This window comes from Paenibacillus sp. FSL H7-0942 (assembly GCF_045040715.1).
In the GTDB taxonomy this organism is placed as follows: Bacteria; Bacillota; Bacilli; order Paenibacillales; family Paenibacillaceae; genus Paenibacillus; species Paenibacillus amylolyticus.
This window is the reverse complement of record NZ_CP150279.1, coordinates 1,028,681-1,049,734: the sequence shown is the minus strand read 5'-3', so window position 1 is coordinate 1,049,734 and position 21,054 is coordinate 1,028,681. Positions and strand designations below refer to the sequence as shown.

Below are 21,054 nucleotides of genomic sequence, written 5' to 3'. Positions count from 1 at the left end.
CCGTTTACCTCAATATATTTCTATCTATCTGCCCGTATTACCTTACATCCACCATCGTAGCATGATAAGGAAAGGTAACCCCGATGTAATAAGCAGCCGTTAAGGTGAGCATATAATAAAATACAAACCACAGATCAGCTCGCGAATAGCCAATCTGAATGTAATACGTTCGGCTCGCGCCATCTGTGAACCCTTTCGCTTCCATCGCTACCGCCATTCGCTGTGCACGGCGAATACTCTGTGCCAGCAGCGGAATAGCGTAACGCTTGAGTGTACCATACACATTCCAGCGAGAGCCGCGTTGCTGTGTTCCACGAATACGAATCGCATAACGGAGCGTCTGGAATTCATCCAGCAAAATGGGGATCATGCGCATCGCGGCCAGAAAGCTATAGGCATATTTTGCGGGAAGCCGCCACTGCTGCATCAGGGAATAAAACAGTCTCACAGGCTTGGTCGTAAGACCAAAGAGTAACCCTGCCGCTGCCATGCTCAACGAGCGAAAACCCAAGTGTAGACCGCGATAGAAACTCTCTTCGGTTATGTGGATCAGTCCCCACTTATACCATGTGGTCTCGCCCTTACCAAACATCATCATACCTGTAGACGTGGAGATAAACACCAGAATGAATGGTGATGCGTACAGCATCAATCTATACCACGGATGACCTGTCCAGCACAGTAACAGCATCATCGCCAACGCAACGTTGGTCATTACATTCAGATTGTGAATGAGGATAACGATGACAAACATCATCGTCAGAATGATCATCTTTAATCCCGGATTGACGTTATGAAGCCAGGTTTCACGGTGAGGAAACGACAGTTGCATCAGATAACCTCCCCTCATCTACCGTCCAGATTCGGGTGCAATATCTTTTTACAATTTCACGATCATGGGTAACCATAACAATAGCTGTTCCCTCTCTCCGCAATTGCTCCAGCTGTGCTAACATGGCAAACGTATTGCGTGCATCCTGTCCAAAAGTAGGTTCATCCAACAGCAATATTCGCTGCTCTCTCACCAGTGCAGAGGCAACGCTCAAGCGTCGTTTCTGCCCCATCGATAATTGGTAGGGATGGCGCTCGGACAGGTCGATTAGTCCAAATTGATTCAACATATGATCAGTCCTGACAAGTCTTTCTTCCGTTGAAAGCCTGCCCCCCAGCAATGAGAATTCCACTTCTTCCGCGACGGTGTTGGTCACAAATTGAAACTCCGGGTTCTGAAATACAAACGCAATTCGATCTGCAAGCTGCTCTGTTTTGCCAGAAGGCTGACCGTCCAACTCATAATGACCTGTTGTTTTCAGGATATTCATCAGAGATAACAACAATGAACTCTTGCCAGCTCCATTAGCTCCGACAATACCAATCCAGTCTCCATGCCATACCTTGGCCTGCTCCACCTGAATGAAAGGTGTTTTCCCACGCCATCCGGTGAACTGCTGCAAGTCCAGTGCAGGCAGATAGGCGGGAGATACAGGCGAAAAGGATGAGTCGTGAGATATGGGGGATATACCCGGTGTATCGGATAAGCCAGACGATCCCTGTGCTTCCAAACTTGAGATGCCCTGATCCACACACACTTGAAGCTCTCCAGAAGCACTTCCCTCTTCTTGCTTAGCTGCCTGCTCGTGCTCATCCCACACACCCGGATACCAGATTCCATAAGCCTTCAGCTTTTCCCGTTCATGAGTAAATACCTGCTGTGCTGGCCCATCCGCCACAATCTTTCCTTCAGGTGATAACACAATGATGCGGTCGACCATATCCACAATCTCGTTTATTTTGTGTTCAACGATGATGATCGTTTTGTCACTGGCGATTCGTTTGACGGTATCCCACACCTGGGAAGTCCCCACATCATCCAGCAGTGCAGTGGGTTCATCCAAAAACAATACCTCCGGGTCCATGGCAAGCATCGAAGCAATCGCAAGACGCTGCTTCATCCCCTGAGACATGGACTGGATCAATACACGATTCTGTTCAAAGGATAACCCCACTTGTTTCAGATAATATTCAATCAGAGCAGGCATCTCTTCACACGGAATATTTCGGTTTTCCAGAACAAATGCGATCTCTTCATCCGTAAAGGACATACAGAACTGGGTATCCGGATCTTGAAAGACTACTCCTGCTTGGGCGGGAACCTGAATATCATCACATTTCATCGGAATCTCAACCGAACGTGGTATCAGACCGCTCAAAATTTGCAATAAGGTCGATTTACCGGAGCCACTCGGGCCAAGCAACAGCACTTTCTCCCCTTGACGCACAGAAAGAGACAAGCCTTGAAATACCAAGGCTTTCTCTCCCGGGAACTTGCATCTTAGATTAGTCACCCTTACCGCTTGCGAATTCTCTTCCCCGTTCATCTAATCCAGCGCCTCATAATCTTGTTTGGATACCGGTCTGAGCGAACGCGTTACACCAGTCAGTTCCAATGCTTTGGCGAGATAATAAGCGAACACTCCAGCAATCAAGATGCTTCCGATGAAGCGGAATCCGATAAATAACGTGTAGTTCCAGGCCGAGAGTGAATCAATATACCCGTACTGGTAATCCAGCAAAAGCGAAGCCGCTGCGGCTCCTATGGCTGCAAGACAGGTGACAAACAGATTGGTTTTGCGATACAAAAATGCGGCGAAGAATATCTCGGCTCCCAATCCTTGCAACAGACCGTATACAAGTGTGGACATGCCCCATTCACTACCCAGAAAAGCACTTACCGTTGAAGCCGCAACTTCGGCAAGAATAGCCACGCCTGGTTTACGAATGATAACAAAAGCAAACGTGCCCGCCATAAACCACATGCCGTAGATCATCTGCTCCGCATGAACGCCAAATGGTTTCATCAAGTCATATGTAGGTCCCCATATCTTGTAAATCACCCCAAACACTACTGCGATCACGATGGTTACCAGAATATCCGTTAGTTTTAATCGCTTGTTGCCTGCTGTTGTTTCCATATTCTCTACGTCCTTCCTTTGTTCCCTGTGGGGGTTATCAAAATAAACGAAAAAGCCTCCCCGGTTCCGGGCAGGCCTTACGTACAGTGTACAATCCTCACAATGATGTATTGGATGGATGTCGAAAATACGGAATATCAACCAGCCCCCCTCCGTCATGGCAGATACACCACCACAGTTCAAAGAGGTCTGTTGTTCATCCACGTTCATTCCCACAATTCACCCTTACATATCGCAAATCCATGTTCTCTACGCTGGCATTACCCAGATCAGATGTACGGTCAGCGGCACAAGGCCACTCTCTCAGCCCAACTTCATTGAGCTCCCGGTTCACTTATTTCATTGCTTCTAATGTACATCAAATGGGTATTTGTGGCAATCCTTTAATATTGCGTGTTCCCAGACTGGCTCGTTTTCCCTGAAGCAAACCCCTTGAACAACGTTGGTACTTTGGAATAACGGGTATTCGTAATTTTCCCCTGTGATGTGCTGCTGTCTGTACGCATAATCGAATCTTTTACATTGGAAATGTTGGAGTTATCCAGCGTCATGTTAACTGCGAAGGAAGTTCCACCATTTTGGCGAACCAGTTTGCCAATATCATCTGCACGGAAATTTTTGATGTTAATTGTTCCAGCTGCATTCATCTGGAACACTTTATCATAAGCCTTATACGCTGCCCCACCGGTAATGTTAACCGTTCCCGCAGACTTCAATGTCAGTGCATCCTCGCCCACGTCCTGCCAGACCACATTCGATATATTACAGTTGCCATAACAGTGAACACCATCAGCAGCTGGTGATCCAATGTTTACGTTTTTGAGCGTGGCCCCTGCCTCCAGACGGAAGACTGGCTTCTGATTTTCTGCTTGAGATCCGTCGCCCAGTGTGGAAGGATTGGCTACAAATGTTTTACCTTGGCCGTCATAGGTCGTGCCCTTTGGTACCACAATGGTTGAATTTACAACCGTAGGCGCAGCCGCAACCGGAACTGCACCAAATATAGAAGCAACCAAACCAGCGGACAGTAACAACGTCAACATTTTTTTCATAACTTTATTCCTCCCTTATTCTCTCGTTTTTTGGTAGTGTACAGTCTGGGCTTGTACTGGAAGTTCGCCAGAGGTGCACCTCTGTCCGAACCACAACCTAATCCTACCAAATAAGGAAGGTAACTAGAATAATCATTAGATCAGATATATCATGACATCGTACAATCCCTGTCATATCGGCATTTTTTGCATGCTAGGTCTCTCAAGCAATATGCTCATATCAACCTCTGGTATGCTCATTTGTAACGTTGGTACCCCTCACTTAATCCCCAATAACAAAGAAAGACCACTACATTTGTCTCCAAATGTGTGATCTTGAATGTCTTCTGGCTTGCTGTTATAAAATATCAGGCTCCGAATCTCTTACGATAACCGCACTTTCGACACAACTCTTCCACAGCTTCCCGCTTGGAGAAGCCATATACCAGATTGTTCGCTCGCTCACCCTCAATAATCTCCGAGAATGACTTCTCGTGCACATTACCCAGGTTAATCACACCCTCGCCATCGAGACAGCATGGAACCACCGTTCCATCTACAAGCACAGCTGCCTGACCGCGAAGTGCATGGCAAAATCCTTTACCGTCATCTTCAGGTGCATCCAGACTTGGCCACTGGAACTCATGGTCCTGATTCAGGTATACATTCGGGGCAATTTTGACCCCGCTACCTGGAACTACTTTTTCCTCAATGCGGAAATCCAGATTGAACTCACGTTCCAATACTTCAAGGGTCTCCCGATTTCGATTCATCTGAGCATTTGTGAAGTTATCCTGTGTCAGATTCCACAACCGAAATGAGATGATGACATTGTGCTTAACGGCCTCGTGTACAAAGGACAAAATATGACGCAGGTATCCGTCACGGTCTGTTGAACCTTCATGCCCATCGAAACTGTGCAGGGAGAAATTCATCTGCCGCAGCGCTGGTTTGCCAAGCAATTTATGCTGAGTCTTGGGCAGCAGTGTACCATTCGTTGTAATGTTCACCTTGAGTCCCTTCTCATGTGCGGAATCGAGCAACAGATCTATTTTGGGATGCAACAAGGGTTCGCCTTTGACATGTAGATAAATATGATTGGTGTGTGGTTTAACTTGATCCAGTATATTGTTGAAGACTTCAGGGTCAATGAATCCTTTGGCACGCTGTGTCTGCGGACAGAAGCTGCATGCCAGATTGCAGATACTCGTGATCTCAATATATACTTTTTTGAACGTTTTCAACTCGGGTCCCCATTCTGCTTCGGAGGGAGAACAATCCCGCCTGCATTTGTGATCCGGCCAATATGCGCCACCACTATTATATCGGGTTAGGGAGCCTAGGTAAATTGTTCAGTTGTTCGGGTCTGACTCCAAGTTCATCTCAACAATTCCATCATGCTGCCTCTTTACAGTTCATGTTCAAGTGATATATGCTGAACACACAACTGCATATCTTGAACTTTTGCACTAGGGGAGCCTTGCGGCTGAGACGAATATGACTATTCGGACCCTTTGAACCTGATCTGGATCATACCAGCGGAGGGAAGTGGAGCGGCCTTTTAGTAAGCGGAATTTTTCATGTATGTGAAGATAAATTGCGGATTTAACTTACAGACCCACTCATTTCTCCGGAAATGGGTGGGTCTTTTTTGTTCCTTTTGCAGAGTATAGGATGCCGTTGTTATTGCAGTAGTCTGACATCAAGGGGGTGAGGATCAGATGGATAACCATGTAACCATTCACAACGTAAGCTTTGCTTTTCCCGAAAAAAAAGAGTCCCCTGTGCTCGTCAATGTGTCACTTCAGGTTCAACAAGGAGAATTTGTCTCGCTCATCGGCTCCAGCGGATCAGGTAAAAGCACACTCTTCAAGCTGCTCGCAGGCTTGCATGAGCCAACCGTTGGCACCATCGATATAGCTGATGTCCCGCAAGGACAACGGCTCGGACGAGTCGCCTATATGCCGCAGAAAGATCTGCTGTTATCCTGGCGTACCGTCATGGAGAACTGCATGCTACCTGCCGAGCTTGCACCAGGCCGACAGGACAAGGACAAACTACGAGCCGATATCATCGCAGGATTGGCAAGGTTCGGCTTGTCCGGTTATGAGCAGGCCTATCCAGATGAGTTATCCGGCGGCATGCGGCAGCGGGTGGCATTGCTGCGTACCTTGCTTACAGGCGGGCAGCTCATGTTGCTGGATGAACCCTTCGGTGCACTCGACGCCTTAACCAAACGAGAAATGCATCGCTGGTTGCTGGAGCTGTGGGAGGACTTTGGACAAACCGTGCTGTTCATTACCCATGACATCGAGGAAGCCCTGCTGTTAAGTGACCGTATCATTCTGTTAACTCCAGGGGGGCAAGGTCAGCAGTTGCGGGAGATGACGGTTCCTTTACCACGCCCAAGGCATTCGGACATGATCTACAAACCGGCTCTCGTGCAGATGAGGCAACAACTGGAGGAACAATTACATGCAAAATGATAGAGCTGAGGTTAGCGTTTGGACGTGGTGTTCAAAGTGGCTCTCGAAATGGTTTTCCCAATATGGTTTGTTTATTCTGCTCATGTTCTTTTTACTGGCGATCTGGGAAGTGATTGTGCGTATGGGATGGGTGCCCTCCTTCATCATTCCTGCACCCACGGCCATCACAGGCTCACTGGTTGAGCATCGTCGTCTGCTGTTGACCATCCATCTGCCTGCTACCTTTATGGAGGTTATTGTTGGTTTTGGCTTGTCCATAGTGACTGGAATTACGCTGGCAACAGGCATGCATATGAACGGATCGATTGAAAAGGCCCTATATCCCTTCATTGTAATTAGTCAGACCATCCCGCTGATCGCCTTGTCCCCCGTATTTATCTTGTGGTTTGGTTACACGTTGTGGAGCAAAGTCGCAGTGGTATTTTTAATCGCATTCTTCCCCATTGTGGTCAGTACCTACGATGGACTCCGCCAAGGCGATCCAGAGCAGCGTGAACTGCTGCTCACCATGGGCGCCAGCAAGTGGGATATTTTTCGCAAACTCCAGGTTCCCCTGGCACTTCCCTCTTTTTTCTCGGGGCTAAAGATGTCTGTGGTGTACTGCGTGGTTGGGGCAACGATTGGCGAATGGCTCGGTGGTAGCAAAGGTCTAGGGTACTTCAGCCGTCGTATGTCCAGCAACATGAACACGGATGCGATGTTTGCCGCCATTTTGCTGTTATCCCTGCTTGGGATCGTTTTGTTTGTACTGATTACCTGGCTGGAGAACCGGTTTAGCATACGGCGTCATCGTCATGGAGGCAAAAGAAAGGTTGGATAATACTTAGACAGAAATTAGATGTAAATACAGGAGTTACGATCTTCAGAACATACCTTATGCACAATTTCAGCAGCATCTTCAATCAGTTCATTGTCACATTGTCATTAACATGCTGTTGTCCATTTTCTACAAATCAAAACGATGAAATGAGGAACTTCATTTATGAATAACAAAGGTATATACTCCCTGCTTCCCATCATGCTCATTAGCCTTTTGCTGTTCGTTAGCGGATGCAGCACCACGAATACCAGCAAAAATACGCCAACAACAGACTCTAAGACCAACGCACAACAAACAGACAAGTCTGCAACCGAACCAGCATCAGACGCCAAAGATAAACTGTCCATCATGCTCGACTGGTACCCGAATGCAGTACACTCCTTCATCTATGTGGCTCAGGAAAAAGGATACTTTGCAGACCAAGGTCTGGATGTCGAAATTCAGATGCCTGCGGATACCAATGATTCGCTCAAACTTGTTGCTGCCGGAAAAATTGATCTGGCCCTAAGCTACCAGCCCCAAGTCTTGCTCGCGCGTGGCGAGAACATTCCTGTACGTTCCATTGCTGCTGTTGTTCGGCACCCGCTTGTGCATCTGTTGACCGAAGCAAATGGCAACGTGAATTCACCCAAAGATCTTGAAGGAAAAACTGTCGGTTATTCTTCGATTCCGCTGTATGAAGCGATGGTTCGTACGATGATCAGCCACGATGGTGGCAATCCCGACAACATGAATCTGGTTGACGTTGGGTTCGATCTGATTCCTTCGCTGGCTTCCGGACAGGCGGATGCAATTATGGGTGGTTTTATTAACCATGAACAATTGATTTTGGAGAAAGAAGGACATGCCATGAAATCAATTAACCCCACCGATTATGGCGTGCCTGATTATTATGAATTGGTCCTGACTGCGAGTGAAGCTGGCATTGAAGCAAAAAAAGACCAACTTACCCGGTTCGTCAAAGCGGTCCAGGAAGGACAGAAATATGTAACGGAGCATCCAGAAGAAGCCTTGAATATTCTGCTCGCTCATGAGAATGAAACGTCTCCGCTTGACCCGGAGATCGAAACCAAAAGCCTGGAAATTCTGCTACCACTCATGAATGAAGAAGGCCAACCATTTGGTCGGCAGGAAATGGAATCGTGGGAAAATGTACGTGCATGGCTCGTTGAACAGGATTTGATTCCTGAATCGGTGAAAGCCGAGGATGCTTTTATTACTCTGCAAGGAGAGTAAATAAAGGAGAGCAACGTGAATGAAGGAAAAGTGATTGAACATAAAGGGAATGAAAGCAATGTGATTAAAAGCAAAGTTAGCAAAACGTAGGATCGAATGCATGAAGTTTTGCGAAATGGAATTGGCCTGAAGCAAGCATCGGAGGATCAGAATTTATAACAATCCTAAGTGGCTTGATGTGCAATTGGGTAGATTGATATGCGTTTGACTGGCTTGATGTGCATCTGGGCAGATTGATATGCGTTTAGGTGGCTTGTTGATATGTATTTGGTAATGTAATTAGCGCTTATCTTCAAGCCTACTGGGAGCTGAAACGCTCCTTAATTTGATCGAAACAGAGCATGCTACGACCGCTAACGAATCTGAGGCGTCCTATTCAGGGATTTGGAGCGGTTGCAGAAATCTAAAGAACCTGAAACATGTTATATCAGAATAAATAGCTGTTTGCAGCGTTTTGGTCAGGAGATTCTGGGAATAACGTGTCTGATGTTCCTTACATTTCAAAAGGAGGACCTGACAGCCAAATAAGACGTCCTGTGTTCTTTAGAAACATCGTCTGAACAGTCGTGCCCCGATCGATCGTGCCCAAATCAGTTGGGTATCGACCAGCCTGGACTTCAAGACACTGGTTGGATGCTAACATCCATCACAGTATTGCTTGCCTGAGTTTGGAGAAATACCCTGGGTTCACTTTCTGTATTTTGTATCGTTTCGTTTTTTACTGTTTCGTATGTGTACTGTTGTCTATCTGCGAATTTACATTTTATTTTGATCCACCTTTTAGCTATCAATCAAGGCTAGATATCGATCAGAATGATTCAATTTGTCTATATCCAGTTCCAAAAATCCATTTTTAGTGAGTTATGAAAGTTTCTGCTTTTCCTGCATTAATGCATCTGGCTGTTGTTAGACTCTGCGCCCCAACTCAACAAGGCAACTCATATCCTATTATTCTGTTGAGTGACTCCAGATATCGGACTTCCGCCGATCGGGTTACTTCAAAACAAGGAGGAAATTATATGTCTTATCTGGAACGTGTTCGTACGCAAAATCCGCTGGTACACAATATCACTAACCTTGTCGTGGCTCCCTTCACAGCCAATGGTCTGCTTGCACTCGGTGCGTCCCCTTTTATGGCCTATGCTCATGAAGAGGTCGCTGATGTCGCCAAGATGTCAGGAGCCGTGGTACTCAACATCGGTACACTCGATGACAAAGTCGTTCAGGCAATCCGTCTGGCAGGCCAATCGGCTAATGCGCATCACGTGCCTGTGGTGCTTGATCCGGTTGGAGCTGGCGCAACCACTTATCGCACGGAAACCGTGCAAATGCTCGTTCGTGAACTTCGTCTCACGGTACTGCGCGGCAATGTGGCGGAGGTCGCCAATGTCATCGGTGAGAGTTGGAGTATTAAAGGTGTGGACGCAGGGTCAGGTGAGGGCGACCGAATCGGCATTGCGGAGCGGGCAGCGCATAAACTTGGCTGTGTCGTGGTCATTACCGGAAAAGAAGATATTATTACTGATGGACAATCCACATTCCTCACGAGTAATGGTCATGCCCTGCTCACTCAGGTCACAGGTGCTGGCTGTCTACTCAGTTCGGTGATTGGTGCTTTTACAGCCATAGCGGAATCAGGAGCCGATCTTCTAGGCAGTGTTGTTGAAGCGCTCGCGTTTTATGGTGTAGCAGCTGAACTGGCGGCAGAGCGGACAACTCATCAGGGGCCGGGCAGCTTCCAGATTGAATTGTTGAATCAATTGGCACAAGTAACACCCGACCTCTTGGCAGAACGCTCACAGATCTGTCAGATCCGTGGAGGTGCAGTATGAGTATTGCTCAAGCGCTAACCATTGCAGGCTCCGATAACGGGGGCGGCGCAGGAATTCAGGCCGATCTAAAAACATTCCAGGAGCTTGGCGCATACGGCATGACCGTTATCACCGCTATTGCTGCCCAAAATACAACAGGTGTGCAGGGCGTTTTTCCCATCCCTTACGATGGCATTGCCCAGCAATTGGACTCGACCGGCGAAGACTTTCAACCAACCGCAACGAAGACCGGCATGTTATATAGTGCCGAGATTATTCGTCTAGTGGCTGAGAAATGGCAGCAATACCGTTGGTCAAATCTGGTCATCGACCCTGTGATGGTAGCCAAAGGTGGCGCTCCCCTTCTCCAGCAGGAAGCTGTAAAGGCGTTGGTTACGGATCTGTTGCCCCATGCCCTGATCACAACACCCAATATTCCGGAAGCGGAACTGCTTACCGGGATGTCTATCATCAATCTGAGCCAGCGGGAAGAAGCCGCAAGACGGATTGTACAGATGGGCTCAACGTATGCTTTGGTCAAAGGTGGTCATGATGAAGGAAGTGGCATGATCGTGGATGTGCTCTACGATGGGCAGTCTTTTCATTATCTGGAGAATGTTCGTGTGGTAACACGTCATACACACGGAACAGGATGCACGTACTCTGCTGCGATCACCGCAGAGTTAGCAAAGGGTTCACCTGTTCTGGCTGCCGTTACGACCGCGCGAGCATTCATTCAGGCAGCCATCGAAGATGAGCTGGGGATTGGGGCCGGACATGGGCCGACGAATCATTTTGCGTATCAGCGCAGACAGCGAGGTGAGCAGTGATGCGCCCTTGGGATGCAGAAGCGGTACAACGCGCGATGCAGGTGTATTTGGTGATGGGCAGCGTTAATACAACGCAAGACCCTGTGGAAGTGCTGCGCCAGGCCATTGCTGGCGGCATCACGCTGTTCCAGTTCCGTGAAAAGGGAACTGGCGCCCTGGTTGGCGAAGCTCGCATCACACTTGCGATGCGGCTTCGCGAGGTGTGCAGCCAGCACGGGGTCCCGTTCATCGTGAACGATGATGTGGAGCTGGCTGTAGCAGTGGAGGCCGACGGCGTGCATGTCGGCCAGGATGATGCGGACGCGGCGCTAGTACGCGCCCGCATTGGAGATGGGCGGATGCTTGGCGTATCCGCCCACTCCGTGGATGAGGCGCGCCGTGCGTTGCAGGCGGGCGCCGACTACCTTGGCGTCGGGCCCATGTACCCGACGCGCTCCAAAGCGGATGCCCATGCTGTGCTGGGCCCCGCAGGGGTGGCGGAACTGCGCGCCGCAGGCATCGCAGTTCCGATTGTGGGTATCGGCGGCATTACGCCCGATACCACGACCGCCGTGATGGCGGCTGGAGCCGACGGAGTAGCCGTCATCTCCGCCATCGCGGGCGCGGCCGACGTGCGCGCAGCGGCTGCGCAGTTCGCTGCGGCAGTTCGCGGGATGCAGGCGTAGCCCTGCTCTCCCTGCACTGCCAGCCCCGTGGGCTGCACCGCATACATGGTGCAACCCACAACTGCTCACGCTCCTCTCCATAACAGAGGAGCCTCAAAACACCCCCGCGGCGCGGCAGCAACCCATGTCTTCGACATAGAAGCACAGCCGCTCCCCTACAGTGACTGTATAACACAATAATCCAGTCACATCCAGCCACATCTAGTCACCCAATCCATGATCAAGATGTAGCTTCCATGCTCGCATCTTGTTTTTTCATTTTCAACGGTTGACTCTCACGTAACGTGACACTGTACAATCGGTGTTGTAAGGAGGTTTCACACATGGCCATGAAGGTAAAAGAAGTTGCCGAACTTGCCTCGATCAGTGTGCGCACACTGCATCACTATGATGAGATCGGATTGTTAACACCGGACGAAGTAACTTCTGCCGGATATCGATTATATTCAGATGCCAACCTGGAACGGTTGCAGCAAATATTGTTTTTCAAGGAACTCGACTTCTCTCTGAAGGAGATCAAAAACATTATAACCAACCCCTCCTTCCATCCAGAAGAAGCACTTAAAATGCATCGACTTATACTGCTGGAGAAGCGCCAACGCTTGGACCAGATGATTGCTACCATTGATAGAACGGTTTTACACGTGAGAGGAGAAATTAAAATGACAGCCAAAGAACAATTCGAAGGATTTGATTTTAGCCAGAATCCGTATGAACAAGAAGCGCGGGAACGTTGGGGAGACCATGCCGTCGATCACGCAAATCAGAAGCTGCACAGTAAATCAACCACAGATCAGAAGGCTCTATCCAATCAAATGAACGAAATCTACAAACGTCTGGCTTCACTTCGTCACACAGAACCAGCATCTGCCGAGGCACAGGCCGGTATTCAAGAATGGTACACCTGGCTGAATCAGATGGGAAGCTACTCGCCTGAAGCCTTCAGAGGACTTGGTCAGATGTACGTGGACGATGATCGCTTCACGCGTAATATTGATCAGTTTGGCGATAGTTTGGCAGTATTTATGAGGGATGCCATGGCTGTATTTGCTGACCAAAACAAATAATATAGCCCTGTTTTCAACCACATACAGTATTATTCAACTCTCATTGCCGTCAGATGTGGATAGTAAAAAATAGTCTGGAAATTTAACCTCTGTCCGTAGTGGTAAAAGTAATCTCTCGTTCTCGTCATCAGCTTTATTCGCAGTAAATGACCATTCGGATATTTGAACCTACCTCCTGGGGTGACCATATCGTTCTTGTAATTAACCTTATGAACATGTTGATATATACTAGGGTTACGTTGTAAATAAATTAAATCGATCCGAATTGTTGCAAAAGTTATGAGCAATATCCCCCCTACCCGGTGGATACACAAAAGGGACGTACACCCTCAGGCGTATCGTCCCTTTTATGTATGCAAGTAACTCAGCCGCAATGTGAACAAGCCTAACTGCTGCTCACTCTGAGTACTTTATAAATATCTTTTAAAGTAGATGCTCTTTACTACGTTTTTCTTCTGCTCCCAGCCCTTCGATATAATCGTTTCACCAGATGCTTAGGATGATGAGCATTAAGTTTCTTCTGTCAAACGTTCTTCATTTTACTGCCAAGCGTCCACCGTCTATCCGATTAAGCTCTTGGTGCGTGATCCGATGAAGATGCATCCGTAGCTAGACTGGTTCTCGCCATCCGGCCAGGAATCTGCCATGCAGACACAATCGCAAGCACGATGAATAACAAATCAATCGGTTGACTGAAGTACTCCTGGAAGGTTTCCACAAACGCACTGATCATCTCGCTATCAAACACAAGTTCCATCACGCCTACATCACCAAACAGTTCGGAAGTAAAATAAACCACCGTCAGATATTTCCCCAACAAAATGCCGACAAGTGCAAACAGTACGGCAATAATCTTATGTACCGTCGCAATTTGTTTATTGGAGAACAACACAACTGCGTAACCAGTGAGCGCTCCAATCAGAATCGCAATTAATCCCACCTCATAATCGGTCATTGCAGCAATAGCTGCCCATACGATGCCTCCCAGAATGGCTGCAATTAAGCCACCAATGATCGGCATACCGATTTTAACTCCTTGTTTCTCTTCCACGTTGTCTTTCCCTCCTGAGTCATGCATATGCTTCTTTTCCAGAATTCACCTTTCCTATGAAACCACAAAAAGACTTATTATTCAACATTTTTCTACTTTTGGTTCCATGTATTTACATAATAGAAAAGATATATTAAGCATCCATTTCCTTATTCGCTCGAATATCATTTTAGTTTTGTCCACAAACCTCTCATAATCATTCCCTTGGCACATAAAAAAACACCCCTCCAACAGCATAATAGCCGTAGAAGGGATGTTGTCCATATCTGTATCATAGATATAACCAATGTAACCGAGAAAACTACATTGAAAAGCTCTCTCTATCTTACCTTTGCACTTCCTTGGAAGGCTGAATGACAGCTGCAATCTGTGCCAAAATGGCATCCACCGATGCCGGATCATGCACATCATACTCATCAATGTTCAGACGCAGCACAGGGCAAGCTGTAAACTGATCAATCCACACGGAATAGCGCTCGTGCATGTGTTCCCAGTACGAACGGTCCGTCTGAATCTCCATCTCGCGTCCGCGTTCCGTAATACGGTTTAAAATCGAAGGCAGACTGCCTTCCAGATAGATCAGCACGTCTGGATGTGGGAAATACGGTGTCATTACCATTGCTTCAAATAAACTGCTGTATGTCTCGAAATCTGTAGCAGACATGGTTCCTTGATCTGCATGCATTTGTGCAAAAATGCCCGTATCTTCATAGATGGAACGATCCTGTACGAATCCCCCACCTAGTTCAAAAATCTTTTTCTGTTCCTTGAAGCGCTCTGCAAGGAAATAAATCTGCAGATGGAAGCTCCAACGCTCAAAGTCATGATAGAACTTCTCCAAATATGGATTATGATCAACTTGTTCCAGAGAAGTCTTGAAATTTAAACGCTGTGCAAGCGCAGCCGTTAACGTGGATTTACCCACTCCAACCGTACCTGCTACCGTAATTAATGCATTCGTTGAAATGCCATAGTTATTCATATGATATACTCCTTTACCTGATTAACAATTTGCCTGAAGTGTTCAGGATGTTCCACAAAGTCGAGTTGCTCTGCATTGACCTTAATGATTACTGGCGGATTTGTGCTATTTGCCAGATAATCCATGCCTGTTTTGTAATCGGCGATCAGTTGTTCCATATATGCCGGGTCCATATCCTGCTCAAATGAGCGTCCACGCTTGTTAATGCGGTACATCAACGTATCCAGTTCAGCTTCAATATAGAGCACCAGGTTGGGCTTTGGCAGATCATCTGTTAACAGATGATAGATTTGACGATATTTATCCCGTTTCGTTCCCTTTAAGGTACGATCGGCAAAAATCATATTTTTATAGATATGATAGTCTGAAATGACTGGGGTATTCTGCTCTACATAATGAACGCCCGTGTCTTCAAGTTGTTTAAACCGATTACACAGAAAAAACATTTCCAATTGGAAACTCCACTCGTCGATATCCTGATAAAAGGAAGCCAGAAATGGATTCTCTTCTACGATTTCTTTAACTAACGGAAGATTCAATTCATGGGAAAGCATCGTTGCCAGCGTTGTTTTCCCCGCTCCGATCGGACCTTCCACGGCAATAAACGGGGCTGATTTCATCGTGTTCACTGTTCCTCCTCGTACTTATGCGTGTTTCCGTTTTCTATATAGACCTCACCTATTGTATCACAGCTTTAAGGATTGGAACGCCAGTATTTTATGTATATAACAAGTCAAATCGGAACTTATGAATTACATTAAAATAAAAAAGACACACTCGATATCATCAAGTGTGTCTTTAGATTGCTTGGCGGCGTCCTACTCTCCCAGGACCCTGCGGTCCAAGTACCATCGGCGCTAGAGGGCTTAACGGTCGTGTTCGGGATGGGTACGTGTGGAACCCCTCCGCCATCGCCACCAAACGCGTAGCTTAGCTTACATTTCAGAGATCGTTCTCTGAAAACTAGATTCGAAACGAAACATGCGTATTACAACTTGCTATTGGATAAGCCCTCGACCGATTAGTACTGGTCAGCTCCATGCATTGCTGCACTTCCACCCCCAGCCTATCTACCTCGTCGTCTTCAAGGGGTCTTACATACTGGGAAATCTCATCTTGAGGGGGGCTTCACGCTTAGATGCTTTCAGCGTTTATCCCGTCCGTACATAGCTACCCAGCGGTGCTCCTGGCGGAACAACTGGTACACCAGCGGTACGTCCATCCCGGTCCTCTCGTACTAAGGACAGCTCCTCTCAAATTTCCTACGCCCACGACAGATAGGGACCGAACTGTCTCACGACGTTCTGAACCCAGCTCGCGTACCGCTTTAATGGGCGAACAGCCCAACCCTTGGGACCTACTTCAGCCCCAGGATGCGATGAGCCGACATCGAGGTGCCAAACCTCCCCGTCGATGTGGACTCTTGGGGGAGATAAGCCTGTTATCCCCAGGGTAGCTTTTATCCGTTGAGCGATGGCCCTTCCATGCGGTACCACCGGATCACTAAGCCCGACTTTCGTCCCTGCTCGACTTGTAGGTCTCGCAGTCAAGCTCCCTTATGCCTTTGCACTCTTCGAATGATTTCCAACCATTCTGAGGGAACCTTTGGGCGCCTCCGTTACTCTTTAGGAGGCGACCGCCCCAGTCAAACTGCCCACCTGACACTGTCCCCGCACCGGATTACGGTACCAGGTTAGAACCTAGATACGATCAGGGTGGTATCCCAACGTTGCCTCCACACAAGCTGGCGCTCATGCTTCAAAGGCTCCCACCTATCCTGTACAGATCGTACCCAAATTCAATATCAAGCTGCAGTAAAGCTCCATGGGGTCTTTCCGTCTTGTCGCGGGTAACCTGCATCTTCACAGGTATTAAAATTTCACCGGATCTCTCGTTGAGACAGCGCCCAAGTCGTTACGCCATTCGTGCGGGTCAGAATTTACCTGACAAGGAATTTCGCTACCTTAGGACCGTTATAGTTACGGCCGCCGTTTACTGGGGCTTCGGTTCACAGCTTCGGGATTGCTCCCTAACCACTCCCCTTAACCTTCCAGCACCGGGCAGGCGTCAGCCCGTATACTTCGCCTTACGGCTTCGCACAGACCTGTGTTTTTGCTAAACAGTCGCTTGGGCCTTTTCACTGCGGCCCCCTCGTGCTATTCACACTACCGGGGCACCCCTTCTCCCGAAGTTACGGGGTCATTTTGCCGAGTTCCTTAACGAGAGTTCTTCCGCGCGCCTTAGAATACTCTTCTCGCCTACCTGTGTCGGTTTGCGGTACGGGCACCATCACCTGGCTAGAGGCTTTTCTTGGCAGTGTGAGATCATGACCTTCGCTACTACAATTTTCGCTCCCCATCACAGCTCAGCCTTACAATGTGCGGATTTGCCTACACATCAGCCTCACTGCTTAGACGGACATCCATCAGTCCGCGTCACTACCCTACTGCGTCCCCCCATTGCTCATAACGGCTTACGGTGGTACAGGAATTTCGACCTGTTGTCCTTCGACTACGCCTTTCGGCCTCGCCTTAGGTCCCGACTTACCCTGAGCGGACGAGCCTTCCTCAGGAACCCTTAGGCTTTCGGCGGATCAGATTCTCACTGATCTTTTCGTTACTCATACCGGCATTCTCACTTGTATAATGTCCAGCGCTCCTTACGGTACACCTTCAACCCTTATACAACGCTCCCCTACCCCTGATGCAAAGCATCAAGCCATAGCTTCGGTGGTGTGTTTAGCCCCGTTACATTTTCGGCGCAGAGTCACTCGACCAGTGAGCTATTACGCACTCTTTCAATGGTGGCTGCTTCTAAGCCAACATCCTGGTTGTCTGTGCAACTCCACATCCTTTCCCACTTAACACACACTTGGGGACCTTAGCTGATGGTCTGGGCTGTTTCCCTTTTGACAATGGATCTTAGCACTCACTGTCTGACTCCCGGAAGTAAGTCTATGGCATTCGGAGTTTGACTGAGCTTGGTAACCCTTGCGGGCCCCGCACCCAATCAGTGCTCTACCTCCACGACTCTGTTTTCCGAGGCTAGCCCTAAAGCTATTTCGGGGAGAACCAGCTATCTCCGAGTTCGATTGGAATTTCTCCGCTACCCCCACCTCATCCCCGCATTTTTCAACATGCGTGGGTTCGGGCCTCCAGTGCGTGTTACCGCACCTTCACCCTGGACAGGGGTAGATCACCCGGTTTCGGGTCTACGTCCACGTACTAAGTCGCCCTATTCAGACTCGCTTTCGCTGCGGCTCCGGCTCTTCACCTTAACCTTGCACGGGAACGTAACTCGCCGGTTCATTCTACAAAAGGCACGCCATCACCCCTAAAACGGGCTCTGACTTTTTGTAAGCACACGGTTTCAGGTTCTATTTCACTCCCCTTCCGGGGTGCTTTTCACCTTTCCCTCACGGTACTGCTTCACTATCGGTCGCTAGGAAGTATTTAGCCTTGGCAGATGGTCCTGCCGGATTCATACGGGGTTTCACGTGCCCCGCACTACTCGGGATCCGTCTCGGAGGGAACCAACTTTCAACTACAGGGCTTTTACCTTCTTTGGCGGGCCTTTCCAGACCTCTTCGCTTAACCGGTTCCTTTGTAACTCCATGTGAGACGTCCCACAACCCCAAAGAGCAAGCTCTTTGGTTTGGGCTTCTCCGCGTTCGCTCGCCGCTACTGACGGAATCACTATTGTTTTCTCTTCCTCAGGGTACTTAGATGTTTCAGTTCCCCTGGTATGCCTCTACACAACCTATGTATTCAGTTGTGAGTAACTGGAAATTACCCCAGCTGGGTTTCCCCATTCGGACACCCCCGGATCAAAGCTTGCTTACAGCTCCCCGAGGCAGTTTCGTTGTTCGCCACGTCCTTCATCGGCTCCTAGCGCCTAGGCATCCTCCGTGTGCTCTTAGTAGCTTAACCTCGTGCTCCGGTTTCGACTGCTCGCTTCCCTTGTTTTGCTTGCGCAAAGCCAAAAGTCGCTCCCATTCGATACCATCGTACGTGCAATCTACCTTATAAAAACACTTCACTTGTTTACACAAGATCAGCTTAAAGGAATGTTCTAATTCGCGTTTGTTTCGTTTCGATATCTAGTTTTCAAAGAACAAGCTCCATGCAAAAGCAAGCTGTTTGAGAGTTTGAGCTCTCAAAACCGAACAACGAGTGAGTGTTTTGCAGCTAAGCTGCATATTTGAATGTTTCCGTTGCAGGAAACGATTCTCCATAGAAAGGAGGTGATCCAGCCGCACCTTCCGATACGGCTACCTTGTTACGACTTCACCCCAATCATCTATCCCACCTTCGGCGGCTGGCTCCTTGCGGTTACCCCACCGACTTCGGGTGTTATAAACTCTCGTGGTGTGACGGGCGGTGTGTACAAGACCCGGGAACGTATTCACCGCGGCATGCTGATCCGCGATTACTAGCAATTCCGACTTCATGCAGGCGAGTTGCAGCCTGCAATCCGAACTGAGACCGGCTTTGTTGGGATTGGCTCCATCTCGCGATTTCGCAGCCCGTTGTACCGGCCATTGTAGTACGTGTGTAGCCCAGGTCATAAGGGGCATGATGATTTGACGTCATCCCCACCTTCCTCCGGTTTGTCACCGGCAGTCTATCTAGAGTGCCCATCCGAAATGCTGGCAACTAAATATAAGGGTTGCGCTCGTTGCGGGACTTAACCCAACATCTCACGACACGAGCTGACGACAACCATGCACCACCTGTCTCCTCTGTCCCGAAGGAAAGATACATCTCTGCATCGATCAGAGGGATGTCAAGACCTGGTAAGGTTCTTCGCGTTGCTTCGAATTAAACCACATACTCCACTGCTTGTGCGGGTCCCCGTCAATTCCTTTGAGTTTCAGTCTTGCGACCGTACTCCCCAGGCGGAGTGCTTAATGTGTTAACTTCGGCACCAAGGGTATCGAAACCCCTAACACCTAGCACTCATCGTTTACGGCGTGGACTACCAGGGTATCTAATCCTGTTTGCTCCCCACGCTTTCGCGCCTCAGCGTCAGTTACAGCCCAGAGAGTCGCCTTCGCCACTGGTGTTCCTCCACATATCTACGCATTTCACCGCTACACGTGGAATTCCACTCTCCTCTTCTGCACTCAAGTCACCCAGTTTCCAGTGCGATCCGGGGTTGAGCCCCGGGATTAAACACCAGACTTAAATGACCGCCTGCGCGCGCTTTACGCCCAATAATTCCGGACAACGCTTGCCCCCTACGTATTACCGCGGCTGCTGGCACGTAGTTAGCCGGGGCTTTCTTCTCAGGTACCGTCACCTTGAGAGCAGTTACTCTCCCAAGCGTTCTTCCCTGGCAACAGAGCTTTACGATCCGAAAACCTTCATCACTCACGCGGCATTGCTCCGTCAGGCTTTCGCCCATTGCGGAAGATTCCCTACTGCTGCCTCCCGTAGGAGTCTGGGCCGTGTCTCAGTCCCAGTGTGGCCGATCACCCTCTCAGGTCGGCTACGCATCGTCGCCTTGGTGAGCCGTTACCTCACCAACTAGCTAATGCGCCGCAGGCCCATCCCCAAGTGACAGATTGCTCCGTCTTTCCAGTTTCCTTCAGGCGAAGAAAACAATTATTCGGTATTAGCTACCGTTTCCGGTAGTTGTCCCAAACTTGAGGGCAGGTTGCCTACGTGTTACTCACCCGTCCGCCGCTAAGTATCAAGGAAGCAAGCTTCCTATCAACTCCGCTCGACTTGCATGTATTAGGCATGCCGCCAGCGTTCGTCCTGAGCCAGGATCAAACTCTCCAATAAAGTATTGAAAAGAGCGATAAGCTCATTTTGAATCTGACGAGATTAAAAATCTCATTTGTGCTCCAGTCGATTCAAGCCAAGGCTTGTTTCAAACTTTCGCGTTCATTCTGCAAGCAGAATGTTTACTCACTCGTTGTTCAGTTTTCAAAGATCAAACTTGTTTCGTTACTGAATGTCGTTCTCTTCAGCAACTCTTATATAATATCATGTCCGAACCAACTTTGCAAGCTCTTTTTTTAAGTTTCTTTCGAAGCTTATTTAATTCGCTTGCCACACCAGTGTTAAACCGTGTTTTCTTGGCCGGATTAATAATA

The 21,054-nt window shown here is 48.5% G+C and carries 16 protein-coding genes, 3 rRNA genes and 2 riboswitches; of the genes, 7 read left to right on the top strand and 12 right to left on the bottom strand.

All coding sequences use genetic code 11. The annotated features are described in order from the left end of the window. Window positions 1-37 precede the first annotated feature (37 nt). The 5 genes from MHI48_RS04755 to MHI48_RS04735 form a co-directional block, all read right to left on the bottom strand. Window positions 38-832: an energy-coupling factor transporter transmembrane component T family protein gene (locus MHI48_RS04755; protein ID WP_405143199.1), complete on the bottom strand. Its 795-nt coding sequence runs from the start codon at window positions 830-832 to the stop codon at window positions 38-40. Further along, on the bottom strand, window positions 807-2,378 hold the full coding sequence (locus tag MHI48_RS04750) for an ABC transporter ATP-binding protein (protein ID WP_405143197.1): 1,572 nt from the start codon (window positions 2,376-2,378) through the stop codon (window positions 807-809). The genes MHI48_RS04755 and MHI48_RS04750 overlap by 26 nt, the downstream gene beginning before the upstream one ends. Further along, window positions 2,379-2,972, bottom strand: a complete 594-nt coding sequence (locus tag MHI48_RS04745) for an ECF transporter S component (protein WP_076329823.1) — start codon at window positions 2,970-2,972, stop codon at window positions 2,379-2,381. It lies immediately after the preceding gene. A 229-nt stretch (window positions 2,973-3,201) separates the two neighbouring features. After that, window positions 3,202-3,312, bottom strand: a riboswitch (TPP riboswitch). A gap of 43 nt (window positions 3,313-3,355) precedes the next feature. Further along, window positions 3,356-4,024 carry a pectate lyase gene (locus tag MHI48_RS04740; protein WP_076329805.1) on the bottom strand — a complete coding sequence of 223 codons (669 nt, stop codon included), beginning with the start codon at window positions 4,022-4,024 and terminating at the stop codon, window positions 3,356-3,358. 347 nt (window positions 4,025-4,371) lie between these two features. Further along, window positions 4,372-5,247, bottom strand: coding sequence for a radical SAM/SPASM domain-containing protein (locus MHI48_RS04735; RefSeq protein ID WP_076329806.1), 876 nt, complete (start codon window positions 5,245-5,247; stop codon window positions 4,372-4,374). A gap of 217 nt (window positions 5,248-5,464) precedes the next feature. After that, window positions 5,465-5,567: riboswitch (TPP riboswitch) on the top strand. Window positions 5,568-5,724: 157 nt separating this feature from the next. On the opposite strand from MHI48_RS04735, the gene MHI48_RS04730 reads away from it, so the two are divergent. The 3 genes from MHI48_RS04730 to MHI48_RS04720 all read left to right on the top strand — a co-directional run bounded on the left by MHI48_RS04730 (window position 5,725) and on the right by MHI48_RS04720 (window position 8,545). Next, on the top strand, window positions 5,725-6,489 hold the full coding sequence (locus MHI48_RS04730; protein ID WP_076329807.1) for an ABC transporter ATP-binding protein: 765 nt from the start codon (window positions 5,725-5,727) through the stop codon (window positions 6,487-6,489). After that, window positions 6,479-7,309: an ABC transporter permease gene (locus tag MHI48_RS04725; protein ID WP_076329808.1), complete on the top strand. Its 831-nt coding sequence runs from the start codon at window positions 6,479-6,481 to the stop codon at window positions 7,307-7,309. Before MHI48_RS04730 ends, MHI48_RS04725 begins: the two co-directional genes overlap by 11 nt. 162 nt (window positions 7,310-7,471) lie before the next feature. Then, window positions 7,472-8,545, top strand: a complete 1,074-nt coding sequence (locus MHI48_RS04720; protein WP_076329809.1) for an ABC transporter substrate-binding protein — start codon at window positions 7,472-7,474, stop codon at window positions 8,543-8,545. Between the two features lie 493 nt (window positions 8,546-9,038). On the opposite strand, the gene MHI48_RS04715 is transcribed toward MHI48_RS04720, so the two are convergent. Next, window positions 9,039-9,188: a hypothetical protein gene (locus MHI48_RS04715; RefSeq protein ID WP_405143193.1), complete on the bottom strand. Its 150-nt coding sequence runs from the start codon at window positions 9,186-9,188 to the stop codon at window positions 9,039-9,041. 376 nt (window positions 9,189-9,564) lie between these two features. Between MHI48_RS04715 and thiM the strand changes: the two genes are divergently transcribed. The 4 genes from thiM (at window position 9,565) to MHI48_RS04695 (ending at window position 12,918) form a co-directional block, all read left to right on the top strand. Next, entirely contained in the window at window positions 9,565-10,377 is an 813-nt protein-coding gene (thiM, locus tag MHI48_RS04710) for a hydroxyethylthiazole kinase (RefSeq protein WP_076329810.1), read from the top strand. Further along, complete coding sequence (gene thiD, locus MHI48_RS04705; RefSeq protein ID WP_076329811.1) at window positions 10,374-11,186, top strand: bifunctional hydroxymethylpyrimidine kinase/phosphomethylpyrimidine kinase; 813 nt, start codon at window positions 10,374-10,376, stop codon at window positions 11,184-11,186. The genes thiM and thiD overlap by 4 nt, the downstream gene beginning before the upstream one ends. Further along, complete coding sequence (gene thiE, locus MHI48_RS04700) at window positions 11,186-11,851, top strand: thiamine phosphate synthase (RefSeq protein ID WP_076329812.1); 666 nt, start codon at window positions 11,186-11,188, stop codon at window positions 11,849-11,851. The genes thiD and thiE overlap by 1 nt, the downstream gene beginning before the upstream one ends. 323 nt (window positions 11,852-12,174) lie before the next feature. After that, entirely contained in the window at window positions 12,175-12,918 is a 744-nt protein-coding gene (locus tag MHI48_RS04695) for a MerR family transcriptional regulator (protein ID WP_076329813.1), read from the top strand. A 568-nt stretch (window positions 12,919-13,486) separates the two neighbouring features. Here MHI48_RS04695 and MHI48_RS04690 read toward each other — a convergent pair. The 6 genes from MHI48_RS04690 to MHI48_RS04665 all read right to left on the bottom strand — a co-directional run bounded on the left by MHI48_RS04690 (window position 13,487) and on the right by MHI48_RS04665 (window position 20,740). Next, window positions 13,487-13,969, bottom strand: a complete 483-nt coding sequence (locus MHI48_RS04690) for a hypothetical protein (protein WP_053061447.1) — start codon at window positions 13,967-13,969, stop codon at window positions 13,487-13,489. A 325-nt stretch (window positions 13,970-14,294) separates the two neighbouring features. Beyond that, window positions 14,295-14,951: a deoxynucleoside kinase gene (locus MHI48_RS04685; protein WP_076329814.1), complete on the bottom strand. Its 657-nt coding sequence runs from the start codon at window positions 14,949-14,951 to the stop codon at window positions 14,295-14,297. Beyond that, entirely contained in the window at window positions 14,948-15,571 is a 624-nt protein-coding gene (locus MHI48_RS04680; RefSeq protein ID WP_076329815.1) for a deoxynucleoside kinase, read from the bottom strand. The genes MHI48_RS04685 and MHI48_RS04680 overlap by 4 nt, the downstream gene beginning before the upstream one ends. Before the next feature lie 185 nt (window positions 15,572-15,756). Beyond that, window positions 15,757-15,873 (bottom strand): 5S ribosomal RNA (gene rrf, locus MHI48_RS04675). 79 nt (window positions 15,874-15,952) lie between these two features. After that, window positions 15,953-18,880, bottom strand: a 23S ribosomal RNA gene (locus tag MHI48_RS04670). 307 nt (window positions 18,881-19,187) lie between these two features. Beyond that, window positions 19,188-20,740, bottom strand: a 16S ribosomal RNA gene (locus MHI48_RS04665). The 16S, 23S and 5S rRNA genes sit together here, the layout of an rRNA operon. Window positions 20,741-21,054: the final 314 nt, after the last annotated feature.

What these genes read in the sequence shown, in the direction of transcription:
- thiE (WP_076329812.1), top strand. Translation starts at nt 11,186, where the DNA reads ATGCGCCCTTGGGATGCAGAAGCGGTACAACGCGCGATGCAGGTGTAT.
- MHI48_RS04695 (WP_076329813.1), top strand. Translation starts at nt 12,175, where the DNA reads ATGGCCATGAAGGTAAAAGAAGTTGCCGAACTTGCCTCGATCAGTGTG.
- thiM (WP_076329810.1), top strand. Translation starts at nt 9,565, where the DNA reads ATGTCTTATCTGGAACGTGTTCGTACGCAAAATCCGCTGGTACACAAT.
- thiD (WP_076329811.1), top strand. Translation starts at nt 10,374, where the DNA reads ATGAGTATTGCTCAAGCGCTAACCATTGCAGGCTCCGATAACGGGGGC.
- MHI48_RS04750 (WP_405143197.1), bottom strand. Translation starts at nt 2,378, where the DNA reads ATGAACGGGGAAGAGAATTCGCAAGCGGTAAGGGTGACTAATCTAAGA.
- MHI48_RS04720 (WP_076329809.1), top strand. Translation starts at nt 7,472, where the DNA reads ATGAATAACAAAGGTATATACTCCCTGCTTCCCATCATGCTCATTAGC.
- MHI48_RS04740 (WP_076329805.1), bottom strand. Translation starts at nt 4,024, where the DNA reads ATGAAAAAAATGTTGACGTTGTTACTGTCCGCTGGTTTGGTTGCTTCT.
- MHI48_RS04685 (WP_076329814.1), bottom strand. Translation starts at nt 14,951, where the DNA reads ATGAATAACTATGGCATTTCAACGAATGCATTAATTACGGTAGCAGGT.
- MHI48_RS04730 (WP_076329807.1), top strand. Translation starts at nt 5,725, where the DNA reads ATGGATAACCATGTAACCATTCACAACGTAAGCTTTGCTTTTCCCGAA.
- MHI48_RS04680 (WP_076329815.1), bottom strand. Translation starts at nt 15,571, where the DNA reads ATGAAATCAGCCCCGTTTATTGCCGTGGAAGGTCCGATCGGAGCGGGG.
- MHI48_RS04755 (WP_405143199.1), bottom strand. Translation starts at nt 832, where the DNA reads ATGCAACTGTCGTTTCCTCACCGTGAAACCTGGCTTCATAACGTCAAT.
- MHI48_RS04745 (WP_076329823.1), bottom strand. Translation starts at nt 2,972, where the DNA reads ATGGAAACAACAGCAGGCAACAAGCGATTAAAACTAACGGATATTCTG.
- MHI48_RS04715 (WP_405143193.1), bottom strand. Translation starts at nt 9,188, where the DNA reads ATGTTAGCATCCAACCAGTGTCTTGAAGTCCAGGCTGGTCGATACCCA.
- MHI48_RS04725 (WP_076329808.1), top strand. Translation starts at nt 6,479, where the DNA reads ATGCAAAATGATAGAGCTGAGGTTAGCGTTTGGACGTGGTGTTCAAAG.